The organism is Bacillus sp. 2CMS4F (assembly GCF_023161785.1).
In the GTDB taxonomy this organism is placed as follows: domain Bacteria; phylum Bacillota; class Bacilli; order Bacillales; family Bacillaceae; genus Bacillus; species Bacillus halotolerans.
Genome location: NZ_JALNTO010000001.1, coordinates 591275 through 610102, shown reverse-complemented (window position 1 = coordinate 610102; position 18828 = coordinate 591275). Strand labels below are relative to the sequence as shown.

The window sequence follows — 18828 nt, the reverse complement described above, 5'->3', positions numbered from 1 at the left end:
ATAGATGAAAAAAGTCTGGGTCGGAATTGGAATTGCAGCATTAGTCGCTCTTTTTATAGGAATTAATATTTACCGGTCTGCCGCTCCGACAAGCGGCAGCGCCGGCCAGAAGGTGGAGACGGGCAGTCTAGAAGAAAAAAAGATATCGTCAACGGTTATGGTTCCAGGCACACTTAAATTTTCAAATGAACAATATGTGTTTTATGAAGCCGATAAAGGAACTTTGAACGACATTAAAGTGAAGGAAGGCGACAAAGTTAAAAAGGGTACGCCGTTAGTCACTTATACGAATGAGCAGCTTAGTCTGGAAAAAGAACAGAATCAATTGACCGCTGAATCGAACCGGCTGCAAATCGATCAGATTCAAGAAAAGCTACAAGCGTTGGACAGTAAAGAAAAAGAACTGACAAAACAGCTTGGAAAGAAAGAAGCAGAAAAACAAGTTGACTCTGAGCGCACAGAGCTTGAAATGCAGGAAAAAACGGCTCAGATAGAATTAAAGCAAACAGAGCTTCAGCGGCAGTCGCTTGCCAATCAAGTGTCAGATCTTCAAGTGAAAAGCGAGATCGAAGGCACTGTGATTTCTGTCAACCAGGAAGCGGCATCAAAAAAGTCAGATATTCAAGAGCCCGTCATACATATCGGCAATCCTAAAGACCTTGTCGTTTCAGGGAAATTGTCTGAATACGATACACTTAAAGTCAAAAAAGGCCAAAAGGTCACACTCACTTCAGATGTCATTCAGGATAAAACATGGAAAGGTACAGTTTCAGCTGTCGGACTAGTGCCGGATCAGCAGGATAACGCCGCGGCAGCAGCTGGCACAGATCAGGCGGTTCAATACCCGCTTCAAGTCAAAATAAAAGGTGATCTTCCTGAAGGAAAGCCAGGTTTTAAATTCATTATGAATATCGAAACGGATAAGCGGAAAACCAATACGCTTCCTTCTAAGGCAGTTAAAAAAGAAGATGATCAATATTATGTGTATACAGTAAAGGACGGTAAAGCAAAGCGAGTCGACGTCAAAATCGGTGAAGTAACAGATGATGTAACGGAAATAAAAGAAGGAATTTCTAAGGATGATCAAGTCATTTTAAATCCTGCTGATGATTTGGCTGACGGAACGGAAGTGAAAGCATAAATGATTCAGCTTTCAAATGTGCGAAAAAGCTACCAGATCGGCAGAGAAACGTTTGATGTTCTTCATTCGATTGATTTGAACATCAATCAAGGGGAATACGTTTCGATCATGGGGCCGTCAGGATCGGGAAAATCAACGATTATGAATATTATCGGCTGTCTAGACCGTCCGACTTCCGGTATATATAAGCTGGACGGTGAAGACATCTCATCTTATAAAGACAAAGAACTGGCCGCAGTCCGCAACAAATCCATCGGTTTTGTCTTTCAGCAATTCCAGCTTCTCCCGCGGCTGAACGCTAAAAAAAATGTCGAGCTGCCGATGATTTATTCCGGCATTGGAAAAAAAGAACGCCAAGAGAGAGCCGAAAGAGCTTTAGAAAAGGTCGGATTAGCCGATCGAATGCTTCATATGCCGAATGAGTTATCCGGCGGTCAGAAGCAGCGTGTGGCCATTGCGAGGGCAATCGTCAATGAACCAAAATTAATTTTGGCGGATGAACCGACTGGCGCGTTGGATACGAAAACAAGTGCAGCGATTATGGACCAATTTACAGCGTTAAACGACGAGGGAACAACGATTGTACTTGTCACCCACGAGCCGGAAGTTGCAGATTGCACGAACCGGGTCATTATGGTGCGAGACGGAGAAATTGTTCCTCCAGGCTCCGGACAAAGGAGCGTGGGGGAATGAGTCTGTTAGAAAACGTCAGAATGGCTTTGAGCTCTGTTCTTGCACATAAAATGCGTTCCATTTTAACGATGCTCGGAATCATAATCGGTGTTGGCTCTGTTATTGTTGTCGTTGCTGTAGGACAGGGCGGCGAGCAGATGCTTAAGCAGTCCATCAGCGGTCCGGGGAATACGGTGGAACTATACTACATGCCGAGTGACGAAGAGCTTGCAAGCAATCCGAACGCCGTAACGGAGTCAACTTTTACAGAAAACGATATTAGCGGATTAAAAGATATAGAAGGGATAAAACAAGTGGTTGCATCGACTTCTGAAAGCATGAAGGCGCGTTATCATGAGGAAGAAATTGATGTAACCATTAACGGAATCAACGACGGATATATGAATGTGAATTCCTTACAAATAGAAAGCGGGAGAACCTTTACTGATAATGACTTTCTTGCGGGAAAAAGGGCGGGCATTATATCACAAAAAATGGCCGAAGAGCTGTTTGATAAATCCTCTCCTCTCGGTGAAGTTGTCTGGGTAAACGGACAGCCTGTGGAAATTATCGGTGTGCTGAAGAAAGAAACAGGTTTGCTGTCTTTCGGACTAAGTGAAATGTATGTGCCGTTTAATATGATGAAATCGTCTTTCGGTACAAGTGACTTCAGTAATGTGTCATTGCAGGTCGAATCGGCTGATGATATCAAATCTATCGGAAAAGAAGCGGCACAGCTGGTGAATGACCATCATGGCACTGAGGATTCATATCAAGTCATGAACATGGAAGAGATTGCAGCAGGAATTGGAAAGATCACAACAATCATGACCACGATTATCGGCTCAATTGCAGGCATTTCGCTTGTAGTCGGCGGAATCGGTGTCATGAATATTATGCTCGTGTCAGTGACAGAACGAACGCGGGAAATTGGGATTCGAAAGTCTCTCGGAGCGACGAGAGGACAGATTCTGACCCAGTTTTTAATCGAATCAGTCGTATTAACGCTTATCGGCGGACTGATTGGGATCGGGATCGGATACGGAGGGGCCGCGCTGGTTTCTGCCATTGCCGGCTGGCCGTCATTAGTATCCTGGCAGGTCGTATGCGGAGGCGTGCTGTTCAGTATGCTTATTGGCGTTGTCTTTGGAATGCTTCCTGCAAATAAAGCTGCCAAGCTCGATCCGATTGAAGCGCTGCGTTACGAGTAACCTCATGCATATGCATGAGGTTTTTTTATGTTTGGTGCTTTTTACTATGAATATAAAAAACTTTTTACATTAAGATAAGAAGAAAAAGTCATACAATTGTCCTTATTTTTGTCGAATTTACAGTTTACAAACCCTATATACATACGTTAATATGGAGAAACGTGAAAGATTTTGATAGTTATTGAATGAATTTGAATGATTTTAGTTGCCTATTGTAAAAAAAGCGTTTACAATGAAATTGTATTCAAAATGAATACGTTTTCATTAGGAGGTGAAGCATGCTAACTCCTGAAAGATATCAGTTGATTATTGATCAAATAGAAAAGCATGATGTGGTAAAGATTCAAGAGCTCATAAATCTTACAAATGCTTCTGAATCTACAATCAGAAGAGATTTATCGACGCTTGAAGAACGCGGTTTTTTAAAGCGTGTTCACGGGGGAGCTGCCAAGCTTTCCGATATCAGACTTGAACCTGATATGCTTGAAAAATCATCCAAAAACCTTCAAGATAAATTGAAGATTGCTGAAAAAGCCGCTTCACTTTTGGAGGAAGGGGATTGCATTTATCTCGATGCGGGCACGACGACTTTGCACATGATTGATTTTATGGATAAAAGCAAAGATATCGTTGTGGTCACGAACGGGGTTATGCACATCGATGCATTGATAAGGAAAGAAATATCTTTTTATCTGCTTGGAGGATATGTAAAGCACAGAACGGGTGCGGTTATCGGAGGCGCTTCACTGATTGCCATGGATCAGTACAGATTCGATAAGAGTTTTCTGGGGGCAAACGGTGTGCATACAGAGGCTGGCTTCACAACGCCTGACCCTGATGAAGCCCTATTGAAAACGAAGGCTGTCAAACAGGCAAAACACGCTTACGTCTTAGCGGACCCTTCGAAATTTGGAGAAATTTCATTTTCGGCATTTGCCGGCATAGGCGACGCAACAATCATTACGACTGACGCTGAAGAGCTTACATTCGATAATTACCAAGAAAAAACTGTCGTAAAGGTAGTGAAACCATGATTTATACTGTAACACTTAATCCATCTGTCGATTATATTGTTCACGTTGAAGATTTTACTGTAGGAGGCCTGAACCGTTCCGCATACGATACAAAGTATCCAGGGGGAAAAGGCATCAACGTATCGAGACTGCTGAAAAGACATCATGTTCAGTCAAAAGCGCTCGGATTTGTCGGCGGATTTACCGGAGAATATATCAAAACATTTTTGCGCGAAGAAAACCTGGAAACGGCTTTTTCTGAAGTAAAAGAAGATACCCGCATCAATGTGAAATTGAAAACTGGTGATGAAACGGAAATTAACGGTCAGGGACCAACGATTTCAGACGAAGATTTCAATGCCTTTTTAGAACAGTTTACATCTTTGCAAGAGGGGGATATTGTCGTTCTTGCTGGAAGCATTCCATCTTCACTGCCTCAAGATACCTATGAAAAAATCGCAGAGGCTTGCAAACAGCAGAACGCGCGTGTTGTGTTAGATATCTCTGGCGAAGCGCTTATGAAAGCAACAGAAATGAAACCGTTTTTGATGAAGCCAAACCATCACGAGCTTGGTGAAATGTTCGGAACGACGATTTCATCTGTTGAAGAAGCTGTTCCTTATGGGAAAAAGCTTGTAGAACAAGGCGCTGAGCATGTAATCGTATCCATGGCCGGTGACGGAGCGCTTCTGTTTACGAAGGATGCCGTTTACTTTGCAAACGTACCAAAGGGGAAATTGGTAAACTCAGTAGGAGCAGGAGATTCTGTCGTTGCAGGTTTTCTTGCCGGTGTTTCCAAGCAGCTGCCGCTTGAAGAGGCTTTCCGCTTAGGAGTTACATCAGGCAGCGCTACCGCGTTTTCTGAGGAACTTGGTACAGAAGAATTTGTCCAGCAGCTTCTTCCTGAAGTTAAGGTCACACGTCTATAGAGGAGGAAACAAAAGTGAAAATAACTGAGCTTTTAACGAAGCATACGATAAAGCTTAATATTGAAAGCAAAGAAAAAGAAAACGTTATTGACGAAATGGTCACAGTTCTTGATAAGGCTGGAAAATTAAATGACAGACAAGCCTACAAAGAAGCCATTTTAAATCGTGAAAGCCAAAGTTCAACGGGTATCGGTGAAGGAATTGCTATTCCGCATGCGAAAACGGCAAGCGTTATCAACCCGGCGATTGCGTTTGGGCGTTCAAAAGACGGTGTCGATTATGAATCACTAGACGGCCAGCCGGCACACTTGGTCTTCATGATTGCAGCGACTGAAGGTGCAAACAACACTCACCTTGAAGCACTGTCAAGACTGTCTACGCTGTTAATGCGTGAAGAAATTCGCAAACAGCTGCTTGAAGCTGAATCAGAAGACGCGATTATTGACATTATCAATCAGCATGATAAAGATGATGACGAAGAGGAAGAAGAAGAAACGGCACCAGCACCAGCCGGAAAAGGTAAAATCCTAGCGGTTACAGCTTGTCCGACAGGTATCGCCCATACTTTCATGGCAGCGGATGCCCTTAAAGAAAAAGCGAAAGAGCTTGGTGTTAAGATTAAGGTTGAAACAAATGGTTCAAGCGGTATTAAGCACAAGTTAACTGCTCAAGAAATTGAAGATGCACCTGCAATCATTGTCGCAGCGGACAAGCAGGTTGAAATGGAGCGCTTTAAAGGCAAACGCGTGCTTCAGGTTCCAGTAACGGCAGGTATCAGACGTCCGCAAGAGCTTATCGAAAAAGCGGTGAACCAAGACGCACCGATTTATCAAGGCAGCGGCGGCGGTTCTTCTGCACAAAGTGATGAAAATGAACCAAAAGCCAAATCTGGCGGCATTGGAAACGCGTTTTATAAGCACCTTATGAGCGGTGTCAGCAACATGCTTCCATTCGTAGTGGGCGGCGGTATACTCGTTGCAATTTCATTCTTCTGGGGTATCCATTCTTCAGATCCGAATGATCCTAGCTACAATACGTTTGCTGCAGCATTGAACTTTATCGGCGGCGACAACGCATTAAAACTGATTGTTGCAGTTCTGGCCGGCTTTATCGCGATGAGTATTGCAGATCGTCCGGGATTTGCCCCTGGTATGGTCGGCGGGTTTATGGCCACTCAAGCGAATGCTGGATTCTTAGGCGGTTTGATTGCCGGATTCCTTGCTGGTTATGTCGTGATTTTATTGAAAAAAGTATTTGTGTTTATCCCTCAGTCACTTGATGGATTGAAGCCTGTGTTGATTTATCCGCTGTTTGGTATTTTTATCACTGGTGTATTAATGCAATTTGTAATCAATACACCTGTAGCAGCATTCATGAATTTCTTAACAGACTGGCTTCAAAGCCTTGGTACTGGAAACTTAGTGTTAATGGGTATTATTTTAGGCGGTATGATGGCGATCGACATGGGCGGTCCGCTTAATAAAGCAGCCTTCACGTTCGGTATCGCGATGATTGATGCAGGCAACTATGCGCCTCATGCAGCGATCATGGCCGGCGGTATGGTTCCTCCATTAGGTATCGCACTTGCAACAACAATTTTCAGAAACAAGTTCTCTCAGCGTGACCGTGAAGCAGGTATTACATGCTACTTCATGGGTGCGGCTTTCGTAACAGAAGGCGCAATCCCGTTTGCTGCGGCTGATCCGCTCCGCGTAATTCCAGCTGCTGTGGTCGGTGCAGCGGTTGCCGGCGGATTAACTGAATTCTTCCGTGTAACCCTTCCTGCACCTCACGGAGGCATATTCGTAGCCTTTATTACAAACCATCCGCTCCTTTACTTATTAAGTATTGTAATTGGTGCTGTGGTTATGGCGATGATCCTAGGTATCGTGAAAAAACCTGTAACTGAAAAATAAGGAAAAAAGCGTCCTGTTACTAAAGGACGCTTTTTCTCTATCTTCTCGCGGCAGCGCGGTTAAGTTATGTATTTTATAATAAATTATGATAAAGTAAAAGAAGGGAAACAACTGACATAGCAATCGTCTAGGAGGAAACACTTTGACCGAAGAAAATCAAACAAAAACTGAAAAAGCGGGGAAGAAAAAAACCAATACGTATTGGGAATGGGGAAAAGCAATTGTCATTGCTGTCCTGCTGGCACTCATTATCCGCCACTTCCTATTTGAACCGTATTTAGTCGAAGGTTCATCTATGTACCCCACTTTACATGACGGCGAAAGACTGTTTGTCAATAAAACGGTACACTATATCGGTGACCTGGAGCGGGGAGATATCGTCATTATCAATGGTGAGACTTCGAAAATCCATTACGTCAAACGATTGATCGGTAAGCCTGGAGAAACCGTGGAAATGAAGGATGACACGCTTTATATAAACGGAAAAAAAGTTGCCGAGCCTTATTTGTCTAAAAACAAAAAAGAGGCAGAAAAGCTTGGTGTCAGTCTTACAGGCGACTTTGGCCCGGTGAAAGTACCGAAAGGCAAATATTTCGTCATGGGGGATAACCGGCTAAACTCCATGGACAGCAGAAATGGCCTCGGACTGATTGCGGAAGATCGGATTGTGGGTACGTCGAAGTTTGTATTTTTCCCGTTTAATGAGATGCGCCAAACCAAATAAAAACGCCTTGCTGGCCTTTGGACAGCAGGCGTTTTTTAATTGGAAAAAGAAGCGACCAATGCAATGCATAATACAGTGACAAATACTGAACCGATAATGGCCAGCACACTGAAGAAAAGATGCACTTGCTTGTTCTCTTTGCCGCGTTTTTCTAATAACCGTTTAGAGAAGATATGTGAGAAGATATAAATCAGGGCGATCCCGATATATAAGCCGATATCTTTGGCGGTAAAGCCAGTTACGGCAAGGTAAAAGCCTGTAAAAAAGATCAATAAGCAATATTCAGTCAGTGTTAAAAGCCTCAATGTGTTCCTCCGAGTAAGAATGTATGATTTTCCATCTGGATGCATCCTCTTTGCCTTCAATTGTATCACAGCTTCGCCCTTTTAGTGTAGAAGTGTTTCTGCCTGCTTTTATCAGGGAAGCATTTCTCTTGTCTTCCATTCATGGTATACTTTTAATGATGATAGACATGATGGAGGATATTAAATGATTGCTGTAAATAATGTGAGCTTGCGCTTTGCGGATCGCAAGTTATTTGAAGATGTAAATATTAAATTTACCCCAGGCAACTGCTACGGGTTAATTGGTGCCAATGGTGCTGGTAAATCAACGTTTCTGAAAGTGTTATCAGGAGAAATTGAGCCTCAGACAGGCGATGTTCATATGAGTCCTGGCGAGCGTCTTGCCATCCTGAAACAGAACCACTTTGAGTACGAAGAGTATGAAGTGCTAAAAGTTGTGATTATGGGACATAAGCGTTTATACGAGGTCATGCAGGAGAAAGACGCAATTTACATGAAGCCTGATTTCTCGGATGAAGACGGAATTCGTGCGGCAGAGCTCGAAGGTGAATTTGCAGAGCTGAACGGATGGGAAGCAGAAAGTGAAGCTGCGATCCTTCTAAAAGGTCTCGGCATCTCAGAAGATCTTCACACGAAGAAGATGGAAGACCTTGGCGGTTCCGAAAAAGTGAAGGTTCTCTTGGCTCAGGCATTATTCGGCAAGCCCGATGTCCTGCTTCTCGATGAGCCGACGAACCACTTGGACCTTCAGGCAATTCAGTGGCTGGAAGAGTTTCTGATTAACTTTGAAAACACTGTGATTGTTGTATCCCATGACCGTCACTTTTTAAATAAAGTGTGTACACATATTGCTGACCTTGATTTTAACAAAATCCAAATCTACGTCGGAAACTATGATTTCTGGTATGAATCAAGCCAGCTTGCTTTGAAGCTTTCTCAAGAAGCGAACAAGAAAAAAGAAGAGCAAATTAAACAGCTTCAAGAGTTTGTGGCCAGATTCAGCGCAAATGCGTCTAAATCAAAACAGGCGACTTCAAGAAAGAAACTTCTTGATAAAATTTCTCTTGATGATATTAAACCGTCTTCACGCCGTTATCCTTACGTCAACTTCACACCGGAACGAGAAATCGGTAATGATGTTCTCCGGGTAGAAGGATTAACGAAAACAATTGACGGTGTAAAAGTTCTCGACAATGTCAGCTTTATTATGAATAGAGAAGATAAAATTGCTTTTACAGGACGTAATGAACTGGCTGTTACTACTTTGTTCAAAATCATTTCCGGGGAAATGGAAGCTGACAGCGGAACGTTTAAATGGGGTGTGACGACATCTCAAGCGTACTTCCCTAAAGACAACAGCGAATATTTTGAAGGCAGTGATTTAAATCTTGTAGACTGGCTTCGCCAATATTCTCCTCATGACCAAAGTGAGAGCTTTTTACGCGGCTTCTTAGGACGCATGCTGTTTTCCGGTGAAGAAGTACACAAAAAAGCAAATGTTTTATCCGGGGGAGAAAAGGTTCGCTGCATGCTTTCGAAAGCAATGCTTTCTGGCGCCAATATTTTAATTTTGGATGAACCGACCAACCACTTAGACCTAGAATCTATTACAGCGCTCAATAATGGCTTAATCAGCTTTAAAGGCGCTATGCTGTTTACATCACATGACCACCAGTTTGTACAGACGATTGCCAACAGAATCATAGAGATTACACCTAATGGCATTGTTGACAAGCAAATGAGCTATGACGAGTTCCTTGAAAATGCTGATGTGCAGAAAAAACTGGCTGAACTATACGCGTAATAAAAAAAGCAGAGAATTCTCTGCTTTTTTTGTACATAGAAAAGAAAGGGGACATTAACTTGAAATTTTTAATTGTCGGAGCAGGTGGAGTAGGCGGTTATATTGGCGGACGGCTTGCAGAGAAAGGGAATGCGGTGACGTTTCTTGTCCGCCAAAAAAGAGCTGAACAGTTAAAACAAACGGGACTAGTTATTCATAGTGAAAAGGGTGATGTGTCCTTTCAGCCCGCAGTAATCACTGCAGGAGAAAAAGAACAGTTTGATGTGATCATCATCGCTTCTAAAGCATATTCACTCGGTCAGGTGATCAGCGATGTCAAACCTTTTGTCCACAGTGAATCAGTCATTATTCCTTTCTTAAACGGTTATCGTCACTACGAGCAGCTATTTACGGCATTTTCGAAAGATCAGGTGCTGGGCGGGCTGTGTTTCATAGAAAGTGCTTTAAACAAGCAGGGAGAAATCAACCATACAAGTGCATCGCATCGTTTTGTGTTCGGTGAATGGAACGGTGAGCGCACGGAACGGATAAAAGAGCTTGAGGAAGCATTTGCAGGAGTGAAGGCAGAGGTCATCATTAGCGGGCATATTGAGAAAGACATCTGGAAAAAATATCTGTTTATTGCAGCACAAGCAGGAATGACAACCTTATTTCAAAGACCGCTTGGACCAATCCTTGAAACAGAGAGCGGGCGGCATACTGCGCGAACACTCATTGGGGAAATCGGCATGATCTTGCGCAAGGAAGGAGTTCCCGCTGATCCAGAGCTTGAAGAAGACAGCTTCCGCACAATGACAAGCATGTCTTATCATATGAAATCCTCCATGCTCCGTGATATGGAAAATGGCCAAACGACTGAAGGAGATCATCTGCACGGCTTTTTGCTTGATAAAGCAAAGCGTTTGTCTCTTTCAACACCAATATTAGAAACAGTTTATGCCAATCTGCAAATGTATGAAGCAAAAAAATAAGAAGGAGGCGAAAGCCTCCTTCTTTATTTAAAAAGCCCAATTTCCATTTCTAAAGATAGGCTCTCTTTTTCCGTCTTCAGTAATTCCATCAATGTTCATATCCTTAGAACCAACCATAAAGTCTACGTGGGTAATGCTTTCATTTAAGCCTTCTTTGACAAGCTCTTCGCGAGACATCTGTTTCCCGCCCTCAATGTTAAAAGCATAGGCACTGCCGATCGCCAGGTGATTTGACGCATTTTCATCAAATAAAGTGTTGTAAAAAAGAATATTTGACTGTGAAATAGCCGAATCGTACGGAACAAGAGCTACCTCACCAAGATAGTGAGAGCCTTCATCTGTTTCGACCAATTCTTTTAAAATGTCTTCTCCTTTTTCGGCTTTAATGTCAACAATACGGCCGTTTTTGAATGTGAGCGTGAAGTTTTCGATAATGTTCCCGCCGTAGCTGAGCGGTTTTGTGCTCGATACAAACCCGTCTACCCCGTCTTTTTGCGGCAGTGTGAATACTTCTTCTGTCGGCATATTGGCCATAAATTCATGGCCGCTTTCATTTACGCTTCCGGCACCTGCCCAAACGTGTTTTTTCGGCAGCTTGATTGTTAAATCAGTTCCTTCAGCTTGGTAATGTAAAGCGGCATAATGTTTTTGGTTCAAATGATCAACTTTTTCATGAAGGTTTTGATCATGATTGATCCACGCTTGAACCGGATTTTCTTCGTTTACGCGTGTGGCTTTAAAAATTTCTTCCCACAGGAGCTGTGTCGCTTCCTCTTCTGATTTGCCAGGGAATACTTTCTGAGCCCAACCTGCTGATGCAGCACCGACGACAGTCCAGCTCACTTTATCAGATTGAATGTATTGTCTGTATGTATGTAACGCTTTGCCTGCAGCTTTTTGGAAGGCGGCAATCCGTTTGGAATCTACCCCTTGCAGTAAATCTGGGTTTGAGGATACGACTGAAATGAAAGCAGCTCCTTTCTTGGCAAGCTCTTCTCTGCCTTTCGCTTCCCATTCAGGATACTCTTCAAAGGCTTCAAACGGCGCCAGTTCATATTTTAATTTGGCCACTTCGTCATCCTGCCAATTCACTGTTACATTTTTTGCGCCTTTTTCATATGCATGTTTTACAATCAGACGGACGAAATCGCGCACCTCCATCGAAGCATTTACCACCACATACTGGCCTTTTTGGACATTAACGCCGACCTCAACCGCCAGCTGGGCATATGTATTTAGTTTCTCTGAAAATGTATCCATCAATCTTTCCTCCTCGTGCTTTTTTCTCATCATATCAAATAATCTCCTATAAAGAAAAGAAAGGAGTGCAAAGAGAAAAACCCAAAACAAAATGGTCTTGGGCTTTTCAACACTTATGGATGATTTATTTTTACAGTGCCTTCAGGCGCATGAGGCATGTTTGCCAGTGAAATGCTCATGCCCCCAAGAATGATTCCGCTCAAAATGGCTGCAATCGCTACCCGTCTTCCTAAATCTCTAAGCATCTGTTTCCTCCTTATCGTTTCTCCATTTCCCACAATATGAAGCGAGAGAGGAAAAAAGAAGCAGGAATTTCAATTACTTTATGAGATTTTGCGAGAAAAGGATTATTTAACCGCTTTTTGGAGCTTATCAATCACCTCTAAAGAACGGCCGGTGCCGATTGCCACGGATTCAAGAGGGTTTGGCGCCACGTGTACAGGTACTACGATTTCTTCTGACAGCCATTCTTTGATCCCGTTAAGAAGCGCCCCGCCGCCTGTTAAAATTACGCCGCGATCGACAATGTCTCCGCTTAATTCAGGAGGACAGTCCTCAAGTGTGGCTCTAATCGCTTCAAGAATATGAAGGAGAGATTCACGCATCGCGTTTTGAATTTCATTTGATTGAAGCATAATGGTTTTCGGTAGCCCAGTTACAAGGTCACGTCCGCGAATTTCCATTGCATCCGGCACATGCTCAATCAATGCATGGCCAATTTCCATTTTAACCTGCTCAGCTGTGCGTTCACCGATCAGCAAATTGTACTTTTTCCGCACAAAAGCAACGATATCCTCATCAAGCTGGTCTCCTCCAATTCTGATTGAATGGCAGGAGACAACGCCTCCAAAGGAAATAATCGCGACTTCCGTCGTCCCGCCGCCGATATCTACCACCACGTTAGCAACCGGCTCGTCAACCGGCAAATCCGCTCCGATTGCAGCTGCCACCGGTTCTTCAATTAAATGGACGTTTTTCGCTCCGCAATTTTTCACCGCGTCACTGATGGCGCGGCGTTCTACTGCGGTTGAGCCTGATGGTGTGCACACAACGACATTCGGCTTTCTGAACGACATGCCGATGCTCTTTCCGGCTTTTTTCATGATGTGCTTTAACAAATCAGTTGTCATGTCGTAGTCAGCGATAACGCCGTCTTTCATCGGTCTGACAGCGACAATTTTTCCCGGTGTTTTACCGATCATATTTTTCGCGTCAGTCCCGATCGCAAGCACTGCTTTAGTCGTTGTATCTACTGCGACAACAGAAGGTTCATTTAAGATGATTCCTTTATTTTTGCTGTAAACAAGTATATTAGCTGTTCCTAAGTCAATTCCAATTTCAGTTGATTGAAACATGTTTTCACCCAATCTTTATCCTGATTTTATATGATTCTACATTTAAAGTTTCTAAGAAAAGAAGCGATTTTTGGGGGTGTGCGTCGGGAAAGAAATGTTTTTGTAAAAAACTGCGGAAGGGTGTAACAGAAGTAATACATTTTTCGGTTTTATGGAAAAAATATCTTGCGATTCTTCAAGAAAGCGGGAAACTTTTTCTAAGTTTCGTACGTCTACGATATATTGAGGTACAACCTTGAATATTACATGAAAAAAGAAACATTTAAGGAAGAAGGGTTTTTATGAAATCAATAGGTGTTGTAAGAAAAGTAGATGAATTAGGCCGTATTGTTATGCCGATAGAGTTAAGACGGGCACTGGATATTGCTATCAAAGACAGCATTGAGTTTTTTGTCGAGGGCGATAAAATTATTTTGAAAAAGTACAAACCTCATGGCATTTGTTTAATGACTGGGGAAATCACTTCAGAAAATAAAGAATACGGCAACGGTAAAATTACGTTAAGCCCTGAAGGCGCACAGCTGCTTCTCGAAGAAATTCAAGCCGCTTTAAAAGAATAATATATGTTGAAAAAGGCGGAATGGTGTAATCTCCGCCTTTTTTTGCGTGCCGATTCTGATTACCGCCGCCTAAGATATGACATCATGAACAAAAGGTAATGAATGATTTGGGATACTTTACATATTTTACTCAATTATTTGTCGAAGAATGGTACAATAAACAGAGAAACACAGGCGGCAGGTGGTCATATGAGAAAATATCAAGCACGTATCATTTCCATTATTTTGGCGATGATTTTTATTATGTTTTGGGATTATTTATTTTATTTTATAGGCAAAAACCCGATTAATTGGCCTGTTGACATTGTGTATACAGCAGTAACGATTTTCAGTGTCTGGATGCTGGCGTATTATGTCGATGAGAAAAAACAGCTGGTCAAGAAAATGAAAGATAATGAATGGAAGTATAAACAGCTTTCTGATGAGAAGAACCGCATCATGGATAATTTACAGGAGATCGTTTTTCAAACCAATGCAAAAGGCGAAATTACATACTTAAATCAAGCGTGGGCAGCCATCACAGGTTTTTCGATCAGTGAATGCATGGGGACAATGTATAATGATTACTTCATAAAAGAAAAGCATGTAGCTGATCACATTAATACTCAAATCAAAAACAAAGCGTCCTCGGGCATGTTTACGGCAAAGTATGTGACAAAGAACGGGACGATTTTTTGGGGCGAGGTTCACTATAAACTTTACTATGACCGAGATGAGCAATTTACCGGAAGCCTGGGTACAATGTCAGACATCACTGAGCGAAAAGAGGCTGAAGATGAGCTTCTGGAAATCAATGAACGGCTTGCGAGGGAGTCGCAGAAACTGTCAATTACGAGTGAACTGGCTGCCGGCATTGCACATGAAGTCAGAAATCCTTTAACGTCCGTCAGCGGATTCCTTCAAATTATGAAAACATCATATCCGGATAGAAAAGATTATTTTGATATCATCTTTTCAGAGATTAAAAGAATTGATCTGGTGCTCGGCGAGCTGCTGCTGTTGGCGAAGCCGCAGGAAATTACATTTAAAACGCACCCAATCAATGAAATTTTGAAACAAGTCACAACATTGCTTGATACGAATGCCATATTGTCCAATATTGCTATAGAAAAGAATTTTGGTGAGACGGAAGCCTGTATGATTAAAGGGGACGAAAACCAGCTGAAGCAGGTTTTTATCAATATTATTAAAAATGGAATCGAAGCAATGCCAAAGGGCGGTGTCGTAACGATTTCCACTGCTAAAACAGCTTCACACGCCGTAATAAGCGTAAAAGATGAAGGGAACGGCATGTCACAGGAAAAGCTTGAGCAAATCGGAAAACCTTTTTATTCAACAAAGGAGAAAGGCACAGGGCTGGGGCTCGCCATTTGTTTGAGAATATTAAAGGAACATAACGGGGAATTGAAGATTGAAAGTGAAGCTGGAAAAGGCAGCATCTTTCAAGTTGTTTTGCCTTTGAAATCTGACAGCTGAGAGGGGAAAAACAAGATGAACTCGCTTCTGTTTGTATATGGGACCTTAAGGAAGCATGAAAAAAATCATCATTTGTTATCACAGTCGGCTTGTATCAGTGAGCAGGCGCGGACAAAGGGAAGTCTTTTTAATACGGCAGCCGAGGAACCTGCGGCCGTGTTTGGGGCTGATGGCTATATTTGCGGTGAGATATATGAAGCAGATGCATCGTGTATACATAAGCTTGATCTTTTGTATCAAGGCTACCACAAGAAATCTGTACATGTCGAAACTGATGCTGGAATCAAGGAAGCACTTGTATATTATATGAAAAAAGATGATAATGCTGACTTTGTGAAAATAGGCAGCGGTGACTGGAAAGAACATCAGATGATCAGCAAATCTAAAGATCCCGTGTACTATTTTGCCTACGGATCTTGTATGGACAATGCCCGTTTTCAAAAAGCAGGGGTTAATCATTATTTTCAAGATCCAGTGGGAGGAGCTGTATTAAAAGGGTATACAACCCGCTTTACGTTAAAAAGACCAGACGGCTCAAGAGCGGATATCACTGAAGACGGAGGCACGACAGAAGGGGTGTTATATCGTCTTCCTTTTTCAGCTGTCGCCTATTTGTATAAAAGGGAAGGGGTTGAATCTCTTACCTATCGGCCGGCATTTGTAGACGTTGAAGCAGGGGGAAAGCTCTATACCGATTGTTTAACCTTTCTCGTCCTCCGAAAAGAAGCAGAAACAGCACCTCCTCAGCATTATCAAATCGAGATTGAACGGGGAGCGGAGCTTTATTTGACCCCAGGCTTTACTGAACGGCTTAAGCAGCATATGAATTCGCTGCCACAAGGTTGATGAAATTAACACTGTCTCAAAAGAATATGTTAAAATTTGATCAATATGATGTTAGGTAAAGGAGCACCACTATGAAAAAAGAATTTGCCGTAATTGGACTCGGCCGTTTTGGTGGAAGTATATGCAAAGCATTGAGTGAAGAGGGCGTCGAGGTCATGGCGATGGATATTGATGAAGATAAAGTCAACGAGTATGCCAAGATTGCATCACATGCCGTCATCGGAGACTCGACCGATGAATCTGTTCTGAAAAATTTAGGTTTGAGGAATTTTGACCACGTCATTGTTGCGATCGGTGAAAATATTCAGGCGAGTATATTAACAACTCTGATTCTCAAAGAACTGGGTGTCAATACGATTACAGTTAAGGCTCAGAACGATTACCATGAAAAAGTGCTGTCCAAAATCGGCGCGGATCACATTGTCCACCCGGAACGTGATATGGCAAAAAGAATTGCGCATAATATCGTTTCCAACAATGTACTTGATTATTTGGAGCTGTCAGAAGAGCATAGTCTTGTCGAGATCGTGGCCAACAGCCGTCTTGCCGGAAATACTCTTCTCGATTTAGATATACGGGCGAAATACGGGATTAATATTGTAGCGATTAAAAGGGGCAAGGAAGTCATCGTGTCGCCGCTTGCGACTGAAGTGATACATCAAGAAGATATTCTCATCGTCATTGGATCGGTTACGGATATTTCACGTTTTGAGAAAAGAGTTCTTCATACGAAATAGAAGAAATATAAGCCGTCCTTAGGGGCGGTTTTTTAATATTATCAGAATATAACAACTTTAATGAACTGAGCGCCAATTTACTAAAATTTTATTGACTACGGATAAGCGTTCCGATAGCATATTGTACCATATAAATAAAAAAGAGGAGGGGGCCATTTGAATAAAGAAGCGCTGGTCAAAAGGCTGAATGCTTCAGCCCGCAGACAAAAAGCTGACATCGTCATTAAGAACGGGAAAATCATGGACGTATATAATCATGAGTGGATTTATGAAGATATTGCGATAACAGACGGAGTTATTGTAGGCCTCGGCCAGTATGAAGGTGAAGAAACCATTGATGCAGAGGGGCAAGTCATTGTGCCGGGATTTATTGATGGTCATGTACATATTGAGTCATCAATGGTGACACCGATCGAGTTTGCAAAAGCCATATTGCCGAATGGCGTGACGACCATCATTACCGATCCGCATGAAATAGCGAACGTGTCCGGTCAGGAAGGGATCAAATTTATGATTGAACAGGCTCGCCAAACACCGCTGAATATCCATTTTATGCTTCCCTCCAGTGTGCCTGCCGCCAGCTTTGAGCGATCCGGTGCGGTACTTCGGGCGGCCGATTTGAATCCATTTTACGAAGAGAAAGAGGTATTGGGTCTGGCTGAAGTGATGGATTATGTATCGGTTGAGCAGGGTGAAGCAGACATGGTTAATAAGCTGTTTGATGCCCGGAGCGCGGGGAAACGGATTGACGGACATTTAGCAGGCTTGTCAACTGATCTCATCAATATTTACAGAACCGCTTTTGTCTTGACCGATCATGAGGTAACGACGAAGGAAGAAGCGCTGGATCGTATCAGAAGAGGAATGTACGTCATGATGCGAGAAGGGTCAGTCGCCAAAAATACAATGAAAGTGCTGCCGGCTGTTAATGAAAAGAATGCGCGCCGTTTCTTCTTCTGTACTGATGATAAACACGTAGATGATTTATTGTCAGAGGGAAGTGTGAATCATCAGGTGAAAATGGCTATTCAAGCAGGTCTCGATCCGTTTTTGGCATACCAATTGGGAAGCCTGAATGCAGCGGAATGCTACGGTCTAGATACAAAGGGAGCGATTGCTCCGGGATTTGACGCCGATTTGCTCTTTATTTCAGATGTGGAAAATGTCACTGTCACAAAGACGTTGGTAAAAGGACAAACTGTTGCTGAAGATAATAAAGCAGTCTGTCAGGCGCAAGCTCATACGCTAACACCAGACCCGGCGCTGCTTCATTCCGTTAACCTTGCTGCTCCTCTTTCCGAACAGGATTTTCATATGCCAATTGATCCCCAGCAGAAGATGAATGTCATTCAAATCATACCAAATCAGCTTGAAACACGCCTGGTGAGTGTTCCGGCTCCGGAAGCACCCATTTTTCAGCCTGATATCGATCTTGACTTGTTAAAGATTGCAGTCGTGGAACGGCATAAGGGATTAAAAGAAACGGGACTTGGTATTGTGAAAGGATTTGGTTTGAAAAGCGGGGCGATTGCAACAACGATTTCACACGATTCGCATAATATCATTGCCGTGGGGACAAATGACACCGATATCGCAGCCGCAGTTAATAAGCTGCAGGAAATTGGCGGCGGATTAACAGTTATAAAAGATGGGGAAGAACTTCACTCGGTTCCTCTGCCGATTGCGGGGTTATTATCCGACCAATCTGCAGAATTAGTGAATCAAAGCTTAATGACGCTTCATGAAAAGCTCTCATTCATCGGTTTCAAAGACCGGTTTAACCCATTTTTGACGCTTTCATTTTTGGCTTTGCCTGTCATTCCTGACATCAAAATGACGACAACAGGGTTGTTTGATGTAAAGTCATTTCAGCATATAGCACTGCAATAAAAAAGATGCACTCCTAAG

At 42.8% G+C, this 18828-nt stretch carries 18 protein-coding genes; 14 read left to right on the top strand and 4 right to left on the bottom strand.

Annotation, left to right across the window (positions count from 1 at the left end; all coding sequences use genetic code 11):
* Positions 1-4: 4 nt before the first annotated feature.
* The 7 genes from MTN95_RS02765 to sipT all read left to right on the top strand — a co-directional run bounded on the left by MTN95_RS02765 (position 5) and on the right by sipT (position 7606).
* Complete coding sequence (locus MTN95_RS02765; RefSeq protein WP_248336852.1) at positions 5-1141, top strand: efflux RND transporter periplasmic adaptor subunit; 1137 nt, start codon at positions 5-7, stop codon at positions 1139-1141.
* Positions 1142-1834 carry an ABC transporter ATP-binding protein YknY gene (gene yknY, locus MTN95_RS02760; RefSeq protein ID WP_101860675.1) on the top strand — a complete coding sequence of 231 codons (693 nt, stop codon included), beginning with the start codon at positions 1142-1144 and terminating at the stop codon, positions 1832-1834. It begins immediately after the preceding gene.
* Complete coding sequence (locus MTN95_RS02755; RefSeq protein ID WP_248336850.1) at positions 1831-3024, top strand: ABC transporter permease; 1194 nt, start codon at positions 1831-1833, stop codon at positions 3022-3024. Before yknY ends, MTN95_RS02755 begins: the two co-directional genes overlap by 4 nt.
* Before the next feature lie 278 nt (positions 3025-3302).
* Positions 3303-4058, top strand: coding sequence for a DeoR/GlpR family DNA-binding transcription regulator (locus MTN95_RS02750; RefSeq protein WP_044156039.1), 756 nt, complete (start codon positions 3303-3305; stop codon positions 4056-4058).
* Positions 4055-4966 carry a 1-phosphofructokinase gene (gene pfkB / locus MTN95_RS02745; RefSeq protein WP_227598126.1) on the top strand — a complete coding sequence of 304 codons (912 nt, stop codon included), beginning with the start codon at positions 4055-4057 and terminating at the stop codon, positions 4964-4966. Before MTN95_RS02750 ends, pfkB begins: the two co-directional genes overlap by 4 nt.
* A gap of 14 nt (positions 4967-4980) precedes the next feature.
* Positions 4981-6882 carry a PTS fructose transporter subunit IIABC gene (locus MTN95_RS02740; RefSeq protein WP_248336848.1) on the top strand — a complete coding sequence of 634 codons (1902 nt, stop codon included), beginning with the start codon at positions 4981-4983 and terminating at the stop codon, positions 6880-6882.
* Positions 6883-7024: 142 nt separating this feature from the next.
* Positions 7025-7606 (top strand): signal peptidase I sipT, encoded by a 582-nt coding sequence (sipT, locus tag MTN95_RS02735; RefSeq protein WP_044156035.1) that lies wholly within the window; start codon positions 7025-7027, stop codon positions 7604-7606.
* A 35-nt stretch (positions 7607-7641) separates the two neighbouring features.
* On the opposite strand, the gene MTN95_RS02730 is transcribed toward sipT, so the two are convergent.
* A complete protein-coding gene (locus MTN95_RS02730; RefSeq protein ID WP_010334087.1) occupies positions 7642-7911 on the bottom strand; it encodes a hypothetical protein in 270 nt (89 codons plus the stop codon).
* Between the two features lie 184 nt (positions 7912-8095).
* On the opposite strand from MTN95_RS02730, the gene MTN95_RS02725 reads away from it, so the two are divergent.
* Positions 8096-9715 carry an ABC-F family ATP-binding cassette domain-containing protein gene (locus tag MTN95_RS02725; protein ID WP_024121248.1) on the top strand — a complete coding sequence of 540 codons (1620 nt, stop codon included), beginning with the start codon at positions 8096-8098 and terminating at the stop codon, positions 9713-9715.
* Between the two features lie 59 nt (positions 9716-9774).
* Positions 9775-10686 (top strand): ketopantoate reductase family protein, encoded by a 912-nt coding sequence (locus MTN95_RS02720; RefSeq protein WP_105954156.1) that lies wholly within the window; start codon positions 9775-9777, stop codon positions 10684-10686.
* Between the two features lie 27 nt (positions 10687-10713).
* Here MTN95_RS02720 and MTN95_RS02715 read toward each other — a convergent pair whose 3' ends face one another.
* The 3 genes from MTN95_RS02715 to mreBH all read right to left on the bottom strand — a co-directional run bounded on the left by MTN95_RS02715 (position 10714) and on the right by mreBH (position 13301).
* Positions 10714-11946: an aminopeptidase gene (locus MTN95_RS02715; RefSeq protein WP_248336846.1), complete on the bottom strand. Its 1233-nt coding sequence runs from the start codon at positions 11944-11946 to the stop codon at positions 10714-10716.
* Between the two features lie 113 nt (positions 11947-12059).
* The gene (locus MTN95_RS02710) at positions 12060-12191 is read right to left on the bottom strand and encodes a protein YkpC (protein WP_105954157.1); all 132 of its coding nucleotides are present in this window, start codon (positions 12189-12191) and stop codon (positions 12060-12062) included.
* Between the two features lie 102 nt (positions 12192-12293).
* Positions 12294-13301 (bottom strand): cell shape-determining protein MreBH, encoded by a 1008-nt coding sequence (mreBH, locus tag MTN95_RS02705; protein WP_024121252.1) that lies wholly within the window; start codon positions 13299-13301, stop codon positions 12294-12296.
* Between the two features lie 281 nt (positions 13302-13582).
* Between mreBH and abhA the strand changes: the two genes are divergently transcribed.
* From abhA to ade, 5 genes are all read left to right on the top strand, one after another.
* On the top strand, positions 13583-13861 hold the full coding sequence (gene abhA / locus MTN95_RS02700; protein WP_024121253.1) for a transcriptional regulator AbhA: 279 nt from the start codon (positions 13583-13585) through the stop codon (positions 13859-13861).
* Between the two features lie 189 nt (positions 13862-14050).
* Entirely contained in the window at positions 14051-15337 is a 1287-nt protein-coding gene (kinC, locus tag MTN95_RS02695) for a two-component sensor histidine kinase KinC (protein WP_024121254.1), read from the top strand.
* A gap of 15 nt (positions 15338-15352) precedes the next feature.
* The gene (locus MTN95_RS02690) at positions 15353-16183 is read left to right on the top strand and encodes a gamma-glutamylcyclotransferase family protein (RefSeq protein WP_105990745.1); all 831 of its coding nucleotides are present in this window, start codon (positions 15353-15355) and stop codon (positions 16181-16183) included.
* A 71-nt stretch (positions 16184-16254) separates the two neighbouring features.
* Positions 16255-16920: a Ktr system potassium transporter KtrC gene (gene ktrC / locus MTN95_RS02685; protein WP_010334094.1), complete on the top strand. Its 666-nt coding sequence runs from the start codon at positions 16255-16257 to the stop codon at positions 16918-16920.
* A 156-nt stretch (positions 16921-17076) separates the two neighbouring features.
* Positions 17077-18810 carry an adenine deaminase gene (gene ade / locus MTN95_RS02680; RefSeq protein ID WP_248336844.1) on the top strand — a complete coding sequence of 578 codons (1734 nt, stop codon included), beginning with the start codon at positions 17077-17079 and terminating at the stop codon, positions 18808-18810.
* Positions 18811-18828 lie beyond the last annotated feature (18 nt).

What these genes read in the sequence shown, in the direction of transcription:
- MTN95_RS02765 (WP_248336852.1), top strand. Translation starts at nt 5, where the DNA reads ATGAAAAAAGTCTGGGTCGGAATTGGAATTGCAGCATTAGTCGCTCTT.
- yknY (WP_101860675.1), top strand. Translation starts at nt 1,142, where the DNA reads ATGATTCAGCTTTCAAATGTGCGAAAAAGCTACCAGATCGGCAGAGAA.
- MTN95_RS02755 (WP_248336850.1), top strand. Translation starts at nt 1,831, where the DNA reads ATGAGTCTGTTAGAAAACGTCAGAATGGCTTTGAGCTCTGTTCTTGCA.
- MTN95_RS02750 (WP_044156039.1), top strand. Translation starts at nt 3,303, where the DNA reads ATGCTAACTCCTGAAAGATATCAGTTGATTATTGATCAAATAGAAAAG.
- pfkB (WP_227598126.1), top strand. Translation starts at nt 4,055, where the DNA reads ATGATTTATACTGTAACACTTAATCCATCTGTCGATTATATTGTTCAC.
- MTN95_RS02725 (WP_024121248.1), top strand. Translation starts at nt 8,096, where the DNA reads ATGATTGCTGTAAATAATGTGAGCTTGCGCTTTGCGGATCGCAAGTTA.
- MTN95_RS02715 (WP_248336846.1), bottom strand. Translation starts at nt 11,946, where the DNA reads ATGGATACATTTTCAGAGAAACTAAATACATATGCCCAGCTGGCGGTT.
- MTN95_RS02710 (WP_105954157.1), bottom strand. Translation starts at nt 12,191, where the DNA reads ATGCTTAGAGATTTAGGAAGACGGGTAGCGATTGCAGCCATTTTGAGC.
- mreBH (WP_024121252.1), bottom strand. Translation starts at nt 13,301, where the DNA reads ATGTTTCAATCAACTGAAATTGGAATTGACTTAGGAACAGCTAATATA.
- abhA (WP_024121253.1), top strand. Translation starts at nt 13,583, where the DNA reads ATGAAATCAATAGGTGTTGTAAGAAAAGTAGATGAATTAGGCCGTATT.
- kinC (WP_024121254.1), top strand. Translation starts at nt 14,051, where the DNA reads ATGAGAAAATATCAAGCACGTATCATTTCCATTATTTTGGCGATGATT.
- MTN95_RS02690 (WP_105990745.1), top strand. Translation starts at nt 15,353, where the DNA reads ATGAACTCGCTTCTGTTTGTATATGGGACCTTAAGGAAGCATGAAAAA.
- ktrC (WP_010334094.1), top strand. Translation starts at nt 16,255, where the DNA reads ATGAAAAAAGAATTTGCCGTAATTGGACTCGGCCGTTTTGGTGGAAGT.